The 14,148-nt window shown below is 71.8% G+C and carries 12 protein-coding genes; 8 read left to right on the top strand and 4 right to left on the bottom strand.

The features are described 5' to 3' along the window. The first annotated feature begins 181 nt into the window (after window positions 1-181). The 4 genes from AB0J53_RS24275 to AB0J53_RS24290 are packed head-to-tail and all read left to right on the top strand — an operon-like array spanning window position 182 to window position 3,523. A complete protein-coding gene (locus tag AB0J53_RS24275) occupies window positions 182-1,234 on the top strand; it encodes an ABC transporter substrate-binding protein (RefSeq protein ID WP_219501110.1) in 1,053 nt (350 codons plus the stop codon). Beyond that, entirely contained in the window at window positions 1,231-1,983 is a 753-nt protein-coding gene (locus AB0J53_RS24280) for an ABC transporter ATP-binding protein (protein WP_219501113.1), read from the top strand. Before AB0J53_RS24275 ends, AB0J53_RS24280 begins: the two co-directional genes overlap by 4 nt. Continuing rightward, on the top strand, window positions 1,980-2,744 hold the full coding sequence (locus tag AB0J53_RS24285) for an ABC transporter permease subunit (protein WP_364176015.1): 765 nt from the start codon (window positions 1,980-1,982) through the stop codon (window positions 2,742-2,744). The genes AB0J53_RS24280 and AB0J53_RS24285 overlap by 4 nt, the downstream gene beginning before the upstream one ends. Further along, on the top strand, window positions 2,741-3,523 hold the full coding sequence (locus AB0J53_RS24290; protein ID WP_357586885.1) for an ABC transporter permease subunit: 783 nt from the start codon (window positions 2,741-2,743) through the stop codon (window positions 3,521-3,523). Before AB0J53_RS24285 ends, AB0J53_RS24290 begins: the two co-directional genes overlap by 4 nt. Before the next feature lie 238 nt (window positions 3,524-3,761). Here AB0J53_RS24290 and dacB read toward each other — a convergent pair whose 3' ends face one another. Together dacB and AB0J53_RS24300 are read right to left on the bottom strand one after the other, a co-directional pair. Beyond that, entirely contained in the window at window positions 3,762-5,306 is a 1,545-nt protein-coding gene (gene dacB, locus AB0J53_RS24295; RefSeq protein WP_219501119.1) for a D-alanyl-D-alanine carboxypeptidase/D-alanyl-D-alanine-endopeptidase, read from the bottom strand. A gap of 107 nt (window positions 5,307-5,413) precedes the next feature. Further along, window positions 5,414-5,971 (bottom strand): DUF1707 and FHA domain-containing protein, encoded by a 558-nt coding sequence (locus AB0J53_RS24300; protein ID WP_364176019.1) that lies wholly within the window; start codon window positions 5,969-5,971, stop codon window positions 5,414-5,416. An 88-nt stretch (window positions 5,972-6,059) separates the two neighbouring features. Here AB0J53_RS24300 and AB0J53_RS24305 point away from each other — a divergent pair, with 88 nt between their 5' ends. From AB0J53_RS24305 to AB0J53_RS24315, 3 genes are read left to right on the top strand one after another with little or no spacing between them, the layout of a single operon-like run. Further along, a complete protein-coding gene (locus AB0J53_RS24305) occupies window positions 6,060-6,572 on the top strand; it encodes a PadR family transcriptional regulator (RefSeq protein WP_219501126.1) in 513 nt (170 codons plus the stop codon). Further along, a complete protein-coding gene (locus AB0J53_RS24310; protein WP_364176022.1) occupies window positions 6,569-7,249 on the top strand; it encodes an ABC transporter ATP-binding protein in 681 nt (226 codons plus the stop codon). Before AB0J53_RS24305 ends, AB0J53_RS24310 begins: the two co-directional genes overlap by 4 nt. After that, window positions 7,246-9,810, top strand: a complete 2,565-nt coding sequence (locus tag AB0J53_RS24315) for an FtsX-like permease family protein (RefSeq protein WP_364176025.1) — start codon at window positions 7,246-7,248, stop codon at window positions 9,808-9,810. The genes AB0J53_RS24310 and AB0J53_RS24315 overlap by 4 nt, the downstream gene beginning before the upstream one ends. Here the strand turns inward: AB0J53_RS24315 and AB0J53_RS24320 are convergent. Both AB0J53_RS24320 and AB0J53_RS24325 read right to left on the bottom strand, forming a co-directional pair. Then, window positions 9,770-11,140 carry an MFS transporter gene (locus tag AB0J53_RS24320; RefSeq protein WP_364176027.1) on the bottom strand — a complete coding sequence of 457 codons (1,371 nt, stop codon included), beginning with the start codon at window positions 11,138-11,140 and terminating at the stop codon, window positions 9,770-9,772. The genes AB0J53_RS24315 and AB0J53_RS24320 overlap by 41 nt on opposite strands. A gap of 48 nt (window positions 11,141-11,188) precedes the next feature. Continuing rightward, window positions 11,189-12,043, bottom strand: coding sequence for a hypothetical protein (locus AB0J53_RS24325; RefSeq protein ID WP_219501153.1), 855 nt, complete (start codon window positions 12,041-12,043; stop codon window positions 11,189-11,191). A gap of 237 nt (window positions 12,044-12,280) precedes the next feature. Between AB0J53_RS24325 and serA the strand changes: the two genes are divergently transcribed. Continuing rightward, window positions 12,281-13,864 (top strand): phosphoglycerate dehydrogenase, encoded by a 1,584-nt coding sequence (gene serA, locus AB0J53_RS24330; RefSeq protein ID WP_219501156.1) that lies wholly within the window; start codon window positions 12,281-12,283, stop codon window positions 13,862-13,864. Window positions 13,865-14,148 lie beyond the last annotated feature (284 nt).

Raw genomic sequence — 14,148 nt, forward strand, 5'->3', positions numbered from 1 at the left:
GGGATCTACGGACCTCGCGTGGCGCGCTCGTAGGGAGCTACAGAATCGGCCCCGTGTTTTGCCTGCGTGCGCGGAAACCGGGGTGCGGGCGGACGAGGTGGCCGAAACTCTGTCACACGATGGTAATAATCGATGTATAGCTTCCTGACCTGCACGTTCATCGCTCAGCCCAAGGAGAATCATGGCTTCCCTCGACCGTCGTGCGTTCCTGCGGACGTCTGGTCTGGCCGGGCTGGCGCTCGGGCTGGCCGCCTGCGGTGGCGGCGGCACGTCCACCGGCGGCGGTGGCGAAGGCGGCGGGTTCGGCGCCGTGAAGCTGCAGCTGTCGTGGAAGAAGAACGTCGAGTTCGCCGGCGAGTACTTCGCCGACAGCAAGGGCTACTACAAGGCCGCCGGGTTCTCCCAGGTCGAGCTGCTGTCCGGCGGCGGCTCCGGCACCTCGGTCGAGTCGGGCCTGGCCACCGGCCGCTGCTGGATCGGCCTGTCGGCGCCCACGATCACCGCGCCCGCCGTCCTCCAGGGCGCCCAGCTCAAGATCGTCGGCGCGACGTTCCAGAAGAACCCGTTCGCCATCATCTCTCTCGGCAAGAACCCGATCGAGGACCCCAAGGCCCTGGTCGGCAAGCGCATCGGCGTCCAGGACTCCAACGAGCTGGTGTGGAACGCGCTGCTCAAGGCCAACGAGATCGACCCGGCGAGCGTGACGCGGGTGCCGTTCCAGTCGGACCCGTCCATGCTCACCTCCGGCCAGCTCGACGGCTACGTCGGCTTCGTCACCAGCGGCCCGGTCCGGCTGAAGATGCAGGGCGTGGACGCCACCTACCTGCTGTTCGCCGACCACGGCCTGCCGCTGGCCGCCGAGACGTTCACGGTCCGCCAGGAGACGATCGACAACGAGCGCGACAAGCTCAAGGCGTTCCTGACCGCCGAGATCAAGGGCTGGAAGGACGCCGTCGCCGATCCGGCCAAGTCCGCCGAGATGGCCGCCAACACCTACGGCAAGGACCTCAACCTCGACGTCAAGGAACAGACCGAGGAGGCCAAGATGCAGAACGAGCTCGTCGTCACCCCGGACGCCAAGGCCAACGGGCTGTTCACGATGACGCCCGAGCTGATCGCGCAGAACGTCGAGTCGCTGGGCAAGGCCGGTCTCGCCGTCAAGGCCGAGCAGCTGTTCGACCTGTCGGTCCTGGACGAGGTCTACCAGGCCGACCCGAGCCTGAAGCTCGCATGAGCGGCATCTCGATCACCGGGCTGAGCAAGACCTTCGGCAAGGGCGTCACGGCCGTCGAGGGCGTCGACCTGGAGACCCCCAAGGGCTCGTTCCTGTCGCTGCTCGGCCCGTCGGGCTGCGGCAAGTCGACCGTGCTGCGCATCCTGGCCGGGCTGGAGGAGCCGACGTCCGGCGAGATCCGCGTCAACGGCGAGTCGCCCGAGGAGCTGCGCAGGAGCCACCACCTCGGCATCGCCTTCCAGGACTCGGCGCTGCTGCCCTGGCGCAGCGTGCACGCCAACATCCGGCTGCCGCTGGAGGTCGCCGGGCTCAAGCCGGAGCCCGGCGTGATCGAGGACCTGATCAAGCTCGTCGGCCTGGAGGGCTTCGAGAAGGCCCGGCCCGCCGAGCTGTCGGGCGGCATGCGCCAGCGCGTGTCCATCGCCCGCGCGCTCGTCGTCAAGCCCAGCGTGCTGCTGCTCGACGAGCCGTTCGGCGCGCTGGACGACATGACCAGGCAGCGGCTCAACCTGGAGCTGCTGCGCATCTGGACCGAGAAGCCCGCCACCACGCTCATGGTCACCCACGGCATCGGCGAGGCGGTGTTCCTGTCGGACGTGGTCGCCGTGATGAGCCCGCGTCCCGGCCGCGTCGTGGAGCTGGTCCCGATCGACCTGCCGCGCCCGCGCACGCCCGACATGATGCGCACCCCGGAGTTCCACGCCTACCACGACCACCTCAGCGACCTGCTGTTCGGGCACGGCTCATGAGGCGGCTGCACGGCCTGCTCGGCGTCGTCGCCCTGGTCGGGCTCTGGTGGCTGCTCGCCGCCACGGTGTTCGCCGGCGACGGCGCCGTGCCCACGCCGTGGGCGGTGCTCGGCGGGATGGCCGCCGACGGCTGGGGCTTCTACGGGCCGAACGTGTCGGCCACGCTGACGGCGGCGCTCCAGGGATTCCTGTGGGGCAACGGGCTGGCGATCGGCGTCGCGGTGCTCGTCCTGCTCGTCCCCAGGCTCGAAGCCGTCGCCACCCAGCTCGCGGTGATCAGCTACTGCATCCCGCTGCTGGCCATCGGGCCGATCATCCTCGTCGTGTTCGGCGGCGAGGCGACGGTGGTGTTCCTGGCGGCGATCTCGGTGTTCTTCACCACGCTCATCGGCGCCCTGCTCGGGCTCCGCTCGGCCGACCGCGCCAGCCTCGACCTCATCACCGTCTACGGGGGCGGCAAGCTGGCCAAGCTGCGCCACGTGCAGATCATCTCGGCGCTGCCGAGCACGTTCGCCGGGCTGAAGATCTCCGCCCCGTCCGCGCTGCTCGGCGCCATCATCGGCGAGTACCTCGGCAGCAACGACCAGGGGCTCGGCGTCTCGCTGATGATCTCCCAGCAGCAGTTCCAGGTGCCGCGCACGTGGGGGCTGGCCCTCGTCGCGGGGCTGATCGCCGGTCTCGGGTACGGGGTCGTCGCGCTCGTCGCCCGGCTGGTGACGCCCTGGTCGACCGGCAGAGCCGAAACGGGGTCCGCGCTGTGATCGGCCGTACCGTGCTGCGGGTCGTCGGCCCGCTGCTGCCCTCCGTGCTCATCGTGGTGGCCGCCTGGTGGCTGTTCCTGGAGGCGTTCGGCATCAGCCCGCTCGTCGGCAAGCGGCCTCACCAGGTGTGGGAGTACCTGTTCACCGCGCCGGAGGCCGCCGCGCACCGCGACGCCGTGTTCGGCGCGCTAGGCATCACGATCAGGGACGCGGCCATCGGGTTCACCACCGGCATGGTCGCGGCCGTGGTCGTCGCCATGACGTTCGTGCTGTTCCGTACGGTCGAGCAGACGTTCATGCCGGTCGCGATGCTGCTGCGGTCGGTGCCGCTGGTGGTCATGACGCCGCTGATCACGCTGGTGTTCGGGCGCGACCTGCTCGGCGTGGCCGTCATCGGCGGGATCGTGGTGTTCTTCCCGGCGCTGGTGAACATCGCCTTCGGGCTGCGCTCGGCGTCTCCGCAGGCCACCGACCTGGTCATGGCCTATGGCGGGACGCGGACGACGGTGCTGCGCAAGGTGGCGGTGCCCACGGCGATGCCGTCGGTGTTCGCCTCGGCGCGCATCTCGGTGCCGTCGTCGATCATCGGCGCGCTCATCGCCGAGTGGCTGGCCACCGGGCAGGGGATCGGGGCCGAGATCCTGCGGGCGATCGGCGGCTTCCGCTACGACGAGGTGTGGGCGGACATCGTGGTCGTCACCAGCGTGTCGATCGTGGCGTACGCGGCGGTGGGCGTCGTCGAGTCGCTCGTCCTGGCGCGTTTCTCCGACACCCGCTGACGTCCCGGCGCGTCTCTCCGGCTCCGCTGGGCCGGGTGGTGCGGGCCCGGCCGCGGTCCGATGCGGGGGAATGGCGGCCGGGCCCGCCGGAGGGGAGCGCGGCGGGCGTGCGGTGGGAGACCGGCGGGTGGGGCCGGTCGTGCCCGGCGCTCCCTGGCTTGACCCTGAATTCTGGCCGCCACCCGTCGGCTATGTCATGAAAATCGGCGCTATACCTGGAGCTCCACCCGCTCCGGGGCTAGCACATCACCGGCTTCAGCCAGGAGCACTCCAGGTCCCCGGCCGTCTCGGCGGCGGTGCGGAGCTGGGCGGGCGTCCCGTCCACCGCCGCGCCGCGCTTGAACTGCGCCAGCCGGATGGCGATCTTGTCCTCGATGTCCTTCGGCGAGCCCGACAGATACTGGTTGAGCATGATGGCGAACACCAGCGGCTCGCCGTCGGCGCTGGTGACGTACCCGGACAGGGCGGTCACGCCGGTGAGCGAGCCGGTCTTGGCCCGCACGTTGTCGGCCGCGGGCGTGCCGCGCATCCGGCTGCGCAGCGTGCCGCCGACGAAGCGGTCCGGGTTGCCGGCGACCGGCAGCGACGCGTACCAGCTCTCGAACCACGGCTTGCCCCGCACGGCCGTCAGCAGCTGCACGATCGAGGCGGGCGTGAACCCGTCGCGCCGCGACAGCCCGGAGCCGTCCCGCATGTTCAGCACCTGCACGCCGTTGGCCTTGGCGAAGTCCGTGGCGACCTTGAGCCCCGCCGCCCAGGTGCCCTGGCCGGCGACCTTGCGGCCCATGGCCTTGACGAGGATCTCGGCGTGGATGTTGTTGCTCAGCTTCATGAACGGCACCAGCAGCTCGCTCAGCGGCATCGACTCGTGCCTGGCCAGCTCCCCGGCGCCCGACGGCGCGGCGCCGGACACGGTCTTGCCCAGCACCCGCACGCCGTGCTTGGCCAGCGCGTCGCGGAACAGGGAGGCGGTGTAGGCCGTGGGGTCGTCGACGGACACCCACTCCTGGTAGGACCCGGCCACCGTGCCGGTGATCTCCACGGTACGGGTGCCGTGCAGGCGCTGGATCAGCACGTCCGTCTCGGCGCCGACCGTCGCCTTGTTCACGATCTTCAGGTAGCCGGTCTCCGGGGTGGTCGTCACCTTGACCTGGCCGCCGTCCACCGCCACGCCCACGATCACCGAGCCGGCGTCGTAGTCGCGGTCCGGCGACGTGGTCAGGGCGGAGATCGGCGCCGCGTAGTAGGCCGTCTCGTCGTCCCACGCCCAGTCCGTGCCGAGCCGTACGTCGTCGAACCAGGTGTCGTCGGCCACCAGCTTGCCGGTGACGACCTTGACGCCCGCGTCGGCCACCTTCTTGGCCAGCGCGTCGTAGTCCTCGGCCAGCATCGTCGGGTCGCCGGTGCCGCGCAGCACCAGGTCGCCGCGGAGCACCGAGCCGTGCTTGCGGCCGCCGTTGAGCACGGTGGTGGGGAAGCGGTAGTCGAGGCCGAGCGTCTCGGCCGCCGCGGCCGAGGTGAACAGCTTGGTGTTGGACGCCGGGAGCAGCAGCTTGCCGGCGTCGGTCGCGTACAGCTCCTCGCCGGTGGTGGCGCTCTTGACGAGCACGCCCGCCTGGGCGATGGTCAGCCGCGAGTCGCCGAGGATCTGGTTGATGTCCTGGGCCAGGTCGGCCAGGCCGGGTGACGGTTCGAGGGCGATCGCGGGGGAGGAGGGGCCTGACGCCCACGCGAGGGCCGCGACGAGCGCGCCCGCGACGAGGGATGCAGAGGTGCGCCGCATGGGGGTCTCCAAAGGGGCTGCGACTTGGGGGTCTCGCCTTCGGATCATCGAGGAGCGCCTGCGGGCTGTAATCCGCAAATATCCGTATCTTTACCGGCGGCCGGCCGCTACGGGAGGGCGGAGCTCACCAGGAAGCCGCAGTCGCCGAACGAGATCTCGTCCCCCGAGCGCACCTTGGCCGGGCCCACCAGCCGCCAGCCGTTGAGCCGGGTGCCGTTGAGCGACCCGAGGTCGACCAGCATCCACCCGCCGTCGTCGTCGCGCCGCAGCTCGGCGTGGACGCGCGACACCGTCAGGTCCGACAGCACCAGGTCGCACGCCGATCCGCGCCCGACCACGTAGCGGACCCGGTCGTCGTCGGGCAGTGCCAGGCGGGGCAGCCGGGGCCGTCGCCAGGCGGACTGCAGGCTGGTGGTGAAGTCGGAGGCCGCGCCGACCACCCTGGTCACCAGGTTGGTCACCCGCCCCCGGAACGTCGGCCGCCTGGGCAGGTCGGCGACGAGCGCGTCGAGCTCCTCCTGGTTGCGCGCCCGCAGCGCCTGGTCGACGCGGCCCACGAAGGTGTCGTGGGAGATCCGCCCTTCGACCGCGCGGTCACGCAGCTCGCCGATCGCGCGGTCACGCTCACCGTCGGATGCGCGGAACGGCGGGTGCGTCGAGCTCATGCCCTGAGTATCGGCCTGAACCGTGTTCGCTGTCCAGAATACGCGGATCTGTTGCGGCGGGCATACTCGGTATGCATACTGAGTATTTATGTCGATCAGGCACGGGCTGCTCGCGTTGCTGAGCAGCGGGCCGCGTTACGGCTACCAGCTCAGGGTGGAGTTCGAGGCGTCGACGGGGGCGACCTGGCCGCTGAACATCGGCCAGGTCTACACGACGCTCTCCCGTATGGAACGTGACGGCCTCGTCACGCCCGGCGGCACCGACGAGCAGGGGCGCGCGGTCTACGAGATAACCGAATCCGGCCGGCGGGAGCTGGCGGAGTGGTTCGCCACCCCCGTCGGCCAGACCGACCGGCCCCGCGACGAGCTGGTCATCAAGATCGCGATGGCCGTGGCCGCCGCCGACGTGGACGTGGCCGCGGTGATCCTGGCCCAGCGCATGGCCACCATGCGCATGCTCCAGGAGCTGACCAGGGCCAAGCACCGAGGGACGGGCGGACCGGCGCAACGGCTCGTGATCGACTCGATGATCTTCAAGGCCGAGGCGGAACAGCGCTGGCTGGACCACTGCGAGGCCGTACTCAAGGAGAAGAACGCATGACTGTGGTGAGCCTGCGTGAGGTGACCCGGACCCACGGGGACGTGCACGCGCTCAAGGGCGTGAGCCTCGACGTCGCGCGCGGCGAGCTGGTCGCGGTGATGGGCCCGTCGGGCTCCGGCAAGTCCACCCTGCTCAACGTGGCGGGCGGCCTCGACCGGCCCACCTCCGGCAGCGTCGTGATCGAGGGCGCCGACCTGGCCGCCGTCAAGGACCTGGCCGCCTTACGCCGCAGGAGCGTCGGGTACGTGTTCCAGGACCTCAACCTGATCCCGTCCCTGACGGCCGCCGAGAACGTGATGCTGCCCCGCGAGCTCGACGGCGTGGCCGCGGGCCGGGCCCGTGAGGAGGCGGAGGTCGCGCTGGAGGAGGTGGGCGCCGGCCAGGTCGCCGACCGCTTCCCCGAGGAGCTGTCGGGCGGCCAGCGCCAGCGGGTGGCCATCGCCAGGGCGCTGGCGGGGGAGCGGCGGCTGCTGCTGGCCGACGAGCCCACCGGCGCGCTCGACACCGCGACCGGCGACGGCATCCTGCGGCTGCTGCGCGAGCGCTGCGACGCGGGCGCCGCCGTGCTGCTCGTCACCCACGAGCCCCGCTACGCCGCCTGGGCCGACCGGGTCGTCTACCTGCGCGACGGCGCGATCGCGGACGCGGCGGCCGTGCGGCTGGAGAGCGCCCGATGAGCGCCTTCCGCGCGGCTCTACGCCTCTCCCGCAGGGACGCCCTGCGCGCGAAGGGCCGCAGCGCCCTGATCATGGTGATGATCGGCCTGCCGGTGCTGGTGATCTCCACCCTGCTGACCGGGCTCGCCACCGGCGACGTCTCCAGGCGGGAGGGCCTGACCAGGACCCTGGGCACGGCCGACGCGCAGATCGCCACGACCGAGTTCCGCGGGCCGATCAGGCAGGACGTCTCCGGCGTCTTCAAGGAGGCGAAAGGAACGCCGAAGTCCACGCGGCCGTGGACACAGGCCGAGGTCGGCGCGCTGCTCGACGCCCGGCTCATCCCCTTGAACCACGGCTCGGTGATGGTGAACCTGCCGAACGGCGAGGACGTGGCCGGCGTCACGGAGGTGGATCTGCGCGATCCCATGACGCGCGGGATGCGCCCGCTGCTCCAGGGCCGCTTCCCGGCCGCGCCGGACGAGGTCGCGGTGACGCCCGCGATGCTCGGCGCCGACGTGCGCCTGGGCGGGCCGATGAGCGTGCTGGCCGAGCGCCGCCAGGTGCGGGTGGTCGGCGTCGTCGCGTACCCGTACCACGCGCTGCAGCGCGAGGTCGTGAGCCTGCCGGGCACGCTGCTGCGCGACAAGGGGGACGGGCACGGCACCGGCTGGCTCGCCGACGCGCCCGCTCCGGTCGGCTGGGACCAGGTGCGCCGGCTGAACGCCTCGGGGCTCCGCGTCGAGTCCCGCGCGGTCATCGAGGACCCGCCCGCGGTTCCGCGCCTGTACCCGGCGTACTCCCCGAGGGACACCGACCTGGTGATCGCCGCCGCCGTGGCCGGCGTGCTCGTCATCGTGGAGACCGTCCTGCTCGCCGGGCCGGCCTTCGCGGTCGGGCTGCGCCGGCGGCGCCGGGAGCTGGCCGTGATCGCCGCCCACGGCGGCTCCCCGGCCCACCTGAAGCTGATCGTGCTGGCGGACGGGCTGGTGCTCGGCGGGATCGCGACGCCGGCCGGGGCGGCGCTCGGCATCGCCGCCGCGATCGCCCCGGCGCCGCTGGTGCGCGAGATGATCGGCGGCTACGGCCCGCCCGACGTGCCCTGGCTCCAGATCCTCGGCGTCGTCCTGCTCGGCACGGCCACCGGGGTGATCGCCGCCCTCGTCCCGGCCGTGCAGGCCGCCCGGCAGAGCCCGGCGCGGGTCCTCGCCGGACGGGAGGCCCGGGTCATGGCCCGCGACCGCGCCGGCCACCCGGTCCTCGGCCTCCTGCTGATCGCGGCCGGGCTGGCCGGATGCGTGCTCGGGCTCATGAGCGAACGACGGCTGATCATGATCGGCGTGGTCCCGTTCGTGCTGGGGCTGGTCGCCGTCACGCCGTGGCTGGTGCGCGCCACCGGACGGCTCGCCGCGCGGCTGCCGCTCCCGCTCCGGCTGTCCGTGCGCGACGCCTCCCGGCACCGGGTCCGTACGGCCTCCGCCGTGGCGGCGGTCATGGCCGCCACCATGGGGGCGATCACGCTGGGCATCGGGGCCGAGAGCCAGTTCGCGGTCCGCAAGGAGAACACGTGGGCCGTCGAGCCGACGGGCACGCTCGTGATCAGGGGCAACGGCCTGGACGACGAGGAGTGGGCGCGGGTGCGCGCCGCCGCCGGGAAGGCGCTCCCGGGGGTGCCGCTGGTGAGCGGGCATCGGGCCGTCACCGAGAAGGGCGAGGAGGCCTCGCTCCATTTGCAAGCCCCGTTCGAGGCGTGCAGGGATTTCTGCCACCTCGCGGTGTTCAACCTGCCCGTGGGGGACGCCCGGCTGCTCGCGCTCCTGCAGGGCCGGGTGGACCCGGTGGCCGCGGTGGCCCTGGCCGAGGGCAAGGCGATCGTGTTCCAGCCCGGAGCGGTGCGCGACGGCAAGGTGCGCGTCGGGCTCTCCCTGGAGCACCGCGACCTCGAGATCCCGGCGGTCGAGGCCCGCCCGGCGCAGCCGAAGCAGGCCGGCGCCCTGATCCCGGCCACCGCGTTGCGGGCGGCCGGCCTGAAGATCAGCGAGCGCACGCTGTACGCGGCGCACCGGCCGGCCGATCCGGCGACGCTGGCGGCGCAGATCGGGGCGGCCCACCGCGACGCGTACGTCAAAGTGGAGAACGGCTACGACGACTACCCGGCGGGGGTGCTCTGGCTGGCCCTGGGGCTCGCCGTGGTGCTGGTGCTCGGCGGCACGTTCGCGGCCACCGGGCTCGCGGTGGCCGACATGCGGCGCGACCTCGACACCGTGTCGGCCGTCGGCGCGCCGCCCCGGGTGCGCAGGCTCATCGTGGCGGCCCAGGCCGGCTACATCGCCGGGCTCGGCGCGCTGGTCGGCGCCGTCGCTGGGTCGGTCACGGGCATAACGCTGGCCTGGCTGTTGACGAGGTCGCGCGTCCCGCGGCCGGGCGCTCCGGGGGACTTCCAGTTCGAGATCGGCACGCCCCACATCGCGGTGCCCTGGCTGTTCTGCGCCGTGGTCGTGCTCGGCCTGCCACTGCTGGCCGCGGCGGTGGCCGGGCTCGTCACCCGGACCCGTCCGGCGCCGGCGCGGCGGCTCGCATAGGGTCCTTGATCCGGTAGCCGAGCGTCATCGCCACCGACAGCAGGATGATCAGCGCGGGGACCGCGGTCTGCCCGACGAGCACCGCGGTCACCGCGCTGTCCGGCTGTTCGACCGGCCTGCTCGGCTCCGAGGACAGGAAGCCGCCGATCGACAGGATCACGCCGAAGATCAGCGCCCCGAACGCGCTCACGCCGCTCTCGACCGCCGTCCACAGCCCGGTGAACACGCCCGCCCGCCGCTTGCCCGTGTCCGCGGCGTCCTGCGCGATCACGTCGGCCAGCATCGAGAACTGCAGCAGCGTCACCCCCGCCACCCCGGTGCCCACCAGCAGGATCATCGCGTGCGCGTACCAGCCGCCGAAGATCGGGGTGGCCAGGGCCAGCGCGGTGCCGGTCGCGAACGTCAGCGCGGCCAGGATCATCGCGCCCCGCTTGTCGAAGCGCCTGGACAGCCACGACCACAGCGGCATGGTCAGCATCATCGGCCCCACCAGCGCCGCGAACAGCGAGGTCGTGGCCTTCGGGTCGCCGATCGTGTACGCGGCGAAGTACGGCGCGGCGGCCAGCATGATGGCCACCGCGAGCTGCTGGGTGCAGCTCAGCACCGTCAGCCACAGGAACGACGCGTTGCCCCTGACCACGGCGAACTGCCTGATCAGGCTGCCGGTGTCGGCCTCGGGGGCGCCCGTCATGGGGGCGCGGGCCGTGCCGAGGAACGAGCCCAGCATGGCGGCGAGCAGCACGACGGCGATCACCACGCCCATCAGCCGGTAGCTGTCCAGCGTGCCGCTGACGCCCTGGCTGTTGACGATGGCCGGGGCGGCGATGCCGGCGATCGCGGTGCCCGCGCCGACGAACACCATCCGCCACTGCAGCAGCGACGTCCGCTCGTGGTAGTCGTCGGTCATCTCGGCGGGCATCGCCTTGTACGGCACCTCGAACAGGGCGTAGGCCGTGGCCGCCGCCAGGAAGCAGGCGCCCACGTACAGCGCGGCGGGGACGCCGGTCAGCGGCGGGCCGGCGAACACCAGGAAGAACGCGACGGGCAGCGTGCACGCGCCCGCCAGCAGCCACGGGCGGCGCGGGCCGAGCCGTGAGGCGGTGCGGTCGGACCAGCGGCCGACCATCGGGTTGATCAGCAGGTCCCACACCTTGGGCGCCGTCACCACGACCCCGGCCAGCCACGCGGGCACCGCCAGGAAGTTGGTCATGTAGTACAGCAGCAGCAGCCCGGGCACGGCGGTGAAGGTCGCGGTGCAGAACGACCCGACGCCGTAGCCCAGGCGCACGCCTCTGGAGACCGTGGGGGCGGCCACGCCGGGTGCGATCATGGCCTCATTGAAGCCGAGCAGAGGCTTGTTCGGTAGGGCCCAGTTTCGCTATTCGTGGACGTTCGCGCAGACCACGTGCGCCCCGATCTCGATCATCCGGCGCTCGCTGCGCGAGTCCGCGACCCGGGCCATCAGGATCGGCGCCCCGCTGGCCGCGAACTGCGGCAGCCGGGCCCTGGCGCCCCGGTGCAGGTCGCGCACGACGTCCTCGGCGGCCGACATGTGCACCTTGACGTGCAGCATGATCCCGGTCGCGCCGGACGCCGTACGGGCCTCGGAGATCCACACGTGGTGCACCAGCGGGAAGTCCTGGAGGAGCTGGGCGATCGCCTGGCGCAGCGCGGGCAGGATCGGGTGCGTGCAGCGCCGGTAGCCGGGGTCGACCTGCTGCATCGGGCCCGACAGGTGCGGGCGCGGCGCCGGGATCCACGGCATCGGGGGCGCCTCGGGCGAGGCGGGGGCCGCCTGCGCCATCACGGTCCCGCGCGACACCGTGGCCATCGCGCCCGTCGCGTAGGCGGCCGGCGCGGCTCCCGACAGGACCGGCGTCGGGCCCGTACGGGTGGAGGTGAGGAAGCGCGCCAGGTCGTCGATGGGGACGGCGGCGGCGGCGGGGCCTGCGGCGTCGATCACGATCTCCCGCACGCCGGTGACGCGCTGGATGTCGAGGATGGTGTCGGCGTCGCACGCCGACAGGGAATGGCCGCCGCGGTGCCGGGCATAGGTCACCGCGCTGGTGTAGCCGAGCAGGACCCGGTCACCGGCCTGGGTCGTCCCGAGGACGACGGATCGATCTGGTCGCACGGCCACCAGGACTCCACAGTCAGCGAGAGCCGCCAGCAGGCGGTGCGGACCACCATGCTGGGCGAGCACGTCGGCAAGCGCAGGATTCCCGATGCTCATATGACGAACCATAGGTAGTAGGCCACGGCTTATCAGGCTAATGGCCAATAAATCTCCCGATCAAGACAAAGATGGGTGCAGTGTGGATGAGTTTCCGGGTGCTGGGTACCGCGGGAGGCGTCTCGAATGCTGGGTCTCTCGTGAACGCGTTCACAAGCGGTGGATAGACTCTGAGGGCTCCGAGGGACCCAGGGACGTGTCCCTCCCGCCCGCCGCTCGCCTAAGGATCCAACACTCGTGAACAAGCCCGTCGTTCTGGTAGCAGAGGAGCTGTCCGAGGCCGGTCTCGCCGTCCTCGGCGCCGATTTCGAGGTCCGCCACACCGACGGCGCCGACCGTTCCCAGCTGCTGCCCGCCCTGGCCGACGTGGACGCGCTCATCGTCCGCTCCGCCACCCAGGTCGACGCTGAGGCCATCGCCGCCGCGCCCAAGCTGCGCGTGGTCGCGCGCGCCGGCGTCGGCCTCGACAACGTCGACGTCGAGGCGGCCACCAAGGCCGGCGTGATGGTGGTCAACGCGCCCACCTCCAACATCACCAGCGCCGCCGAGCAGACCGTGGCGCTCATCCTGGCCAGCGCCCGCAACACCGCGCAGGCCCACGCCGCGCTGAAGAACGGCGAGTGGAAGCGGTCCAAGTACACCGGCGTCGAGCTCGACGAGAAGGTCGTCGCCATCCTCGGCCTCGGCAAGATCGGCCAGCTCGTGGCCCAGCGGCTGCAGCCGTTCGGCGTCGAGCTGATCGCCTACGACCCCTACCTGCCGCCGGCCCGCGCCGCGCAGATGGGCGTCAAGCTGCTCAGCCTCGACGAGGTGCTCAAGCAGGCCGACTTCATCACCGTCCACCTGCCCAAGTCCAAGGAGACCCTGGGTCTCATCGGCGACCGCGAGCTGCACGAGGTCAAGCCGTCGGTGCGGATCATCAACGTGGCCCGCGGCGGCATCGTCGACGAGGCCGCCCTCTACTCGGCGATCAAGGAGGGCCGCGTCGCCGGCGCCGGTCTCGACGTGTTCGCCAAGGAGCCGTGCACCGACAGCCCGCTGTTCGAGCTCGACCAGGTCGTCGTCACGCCGCACCTGGGCGCCTCCACGCACGAGGCCCAGGAGAAGGCCGGCACCCAGGTCGCGCGCAGCGTCAAGCTGGCCCTGGCCGGCGAGTTCGTGCCCGACGCGGTCAACGTCCAGGGCGGCGCCGTCGCCGAGGACGTCAAGCCGGGCCTGCCGCTCGCCGAGAAGCTGGGCCGGGTCTTCACCGCGCTGGCCGGCGAGGTGGCCACCAAGCTCGACATCGAGGTCCGCGGCGAGATCGCCGCCCAGGACGTGCGGGTCATCGAGCTCGCCGCCCTCAAGGGCGTCTTCGCCGACGTGATCGAGGAGCAGGTCACGTACGTCAACGCGCCGCTGCTGGCCAAGGACCGGGGCATCGCCGTCGAGCTGGTCACCAGCTCCGACAGCCCCGACTGGCGCAACGTGATCACCGTGCGCGGCGTGCTGGCCGACGGCCGCCACGTCTCGGTGTCCGGCACGCTCTCCGGCCCCCGGCAGATCACCAAGATCGTCGAGGTCAACGGCTACCAGATGGAGATCGAGCCGACCGAGCATCTGTCGTTCTTCACCTACACCGACCGGCCCGGCGTCGTCGGCGTCGTCGGCCGCATCCTCGGCGAGCAGGGCATCAACATCGCCTCGATGCAGGTGGCCCGCGACGTCAAGGGCGGCAAGGCGCTCATCGCGCTGACCGTCGACACCGCGATCCCGTCCGACGTGCTGGAGCAGATCGGCTCCGAGATCGGCGCGGAGAGCGGCCGCTCGGTCGACCTCTGACGCACTTCCGACAGGAGGGGCCGCCGCACCGGTGGCCCCTCCTTCGTGTCTCAGGATGCGAGATAGTAGGACATCCAACGAGACGCGCTGGTAGTCTGACGAGTAATGCGCCAGGTTCTCGTACTCATTACCTGCCGCGGCGGGGCCTGTTAGGGCAGGTCGACGACTCGCCGCGGTGAGTGGCGTTGCTGTCGGCCGGTAAGTCCCTCCTTCGCCGGTCCGTGATCCGGACCGCGAACACAGGCCCGGGCGGATTCGCGACCGGGATCCGACTTCACACATCC

It is taken from the genome of Nonomuraea sp. NPDC049725 (genome assembly GCF_040674795.1).
Taxonomy (GTDB): Bacteria; Actinomycetota; Actinomycetes; order Streptosporangiales; family Streptosporangiaceae; genus Nonomuraea; species Nonomuraea ceibae.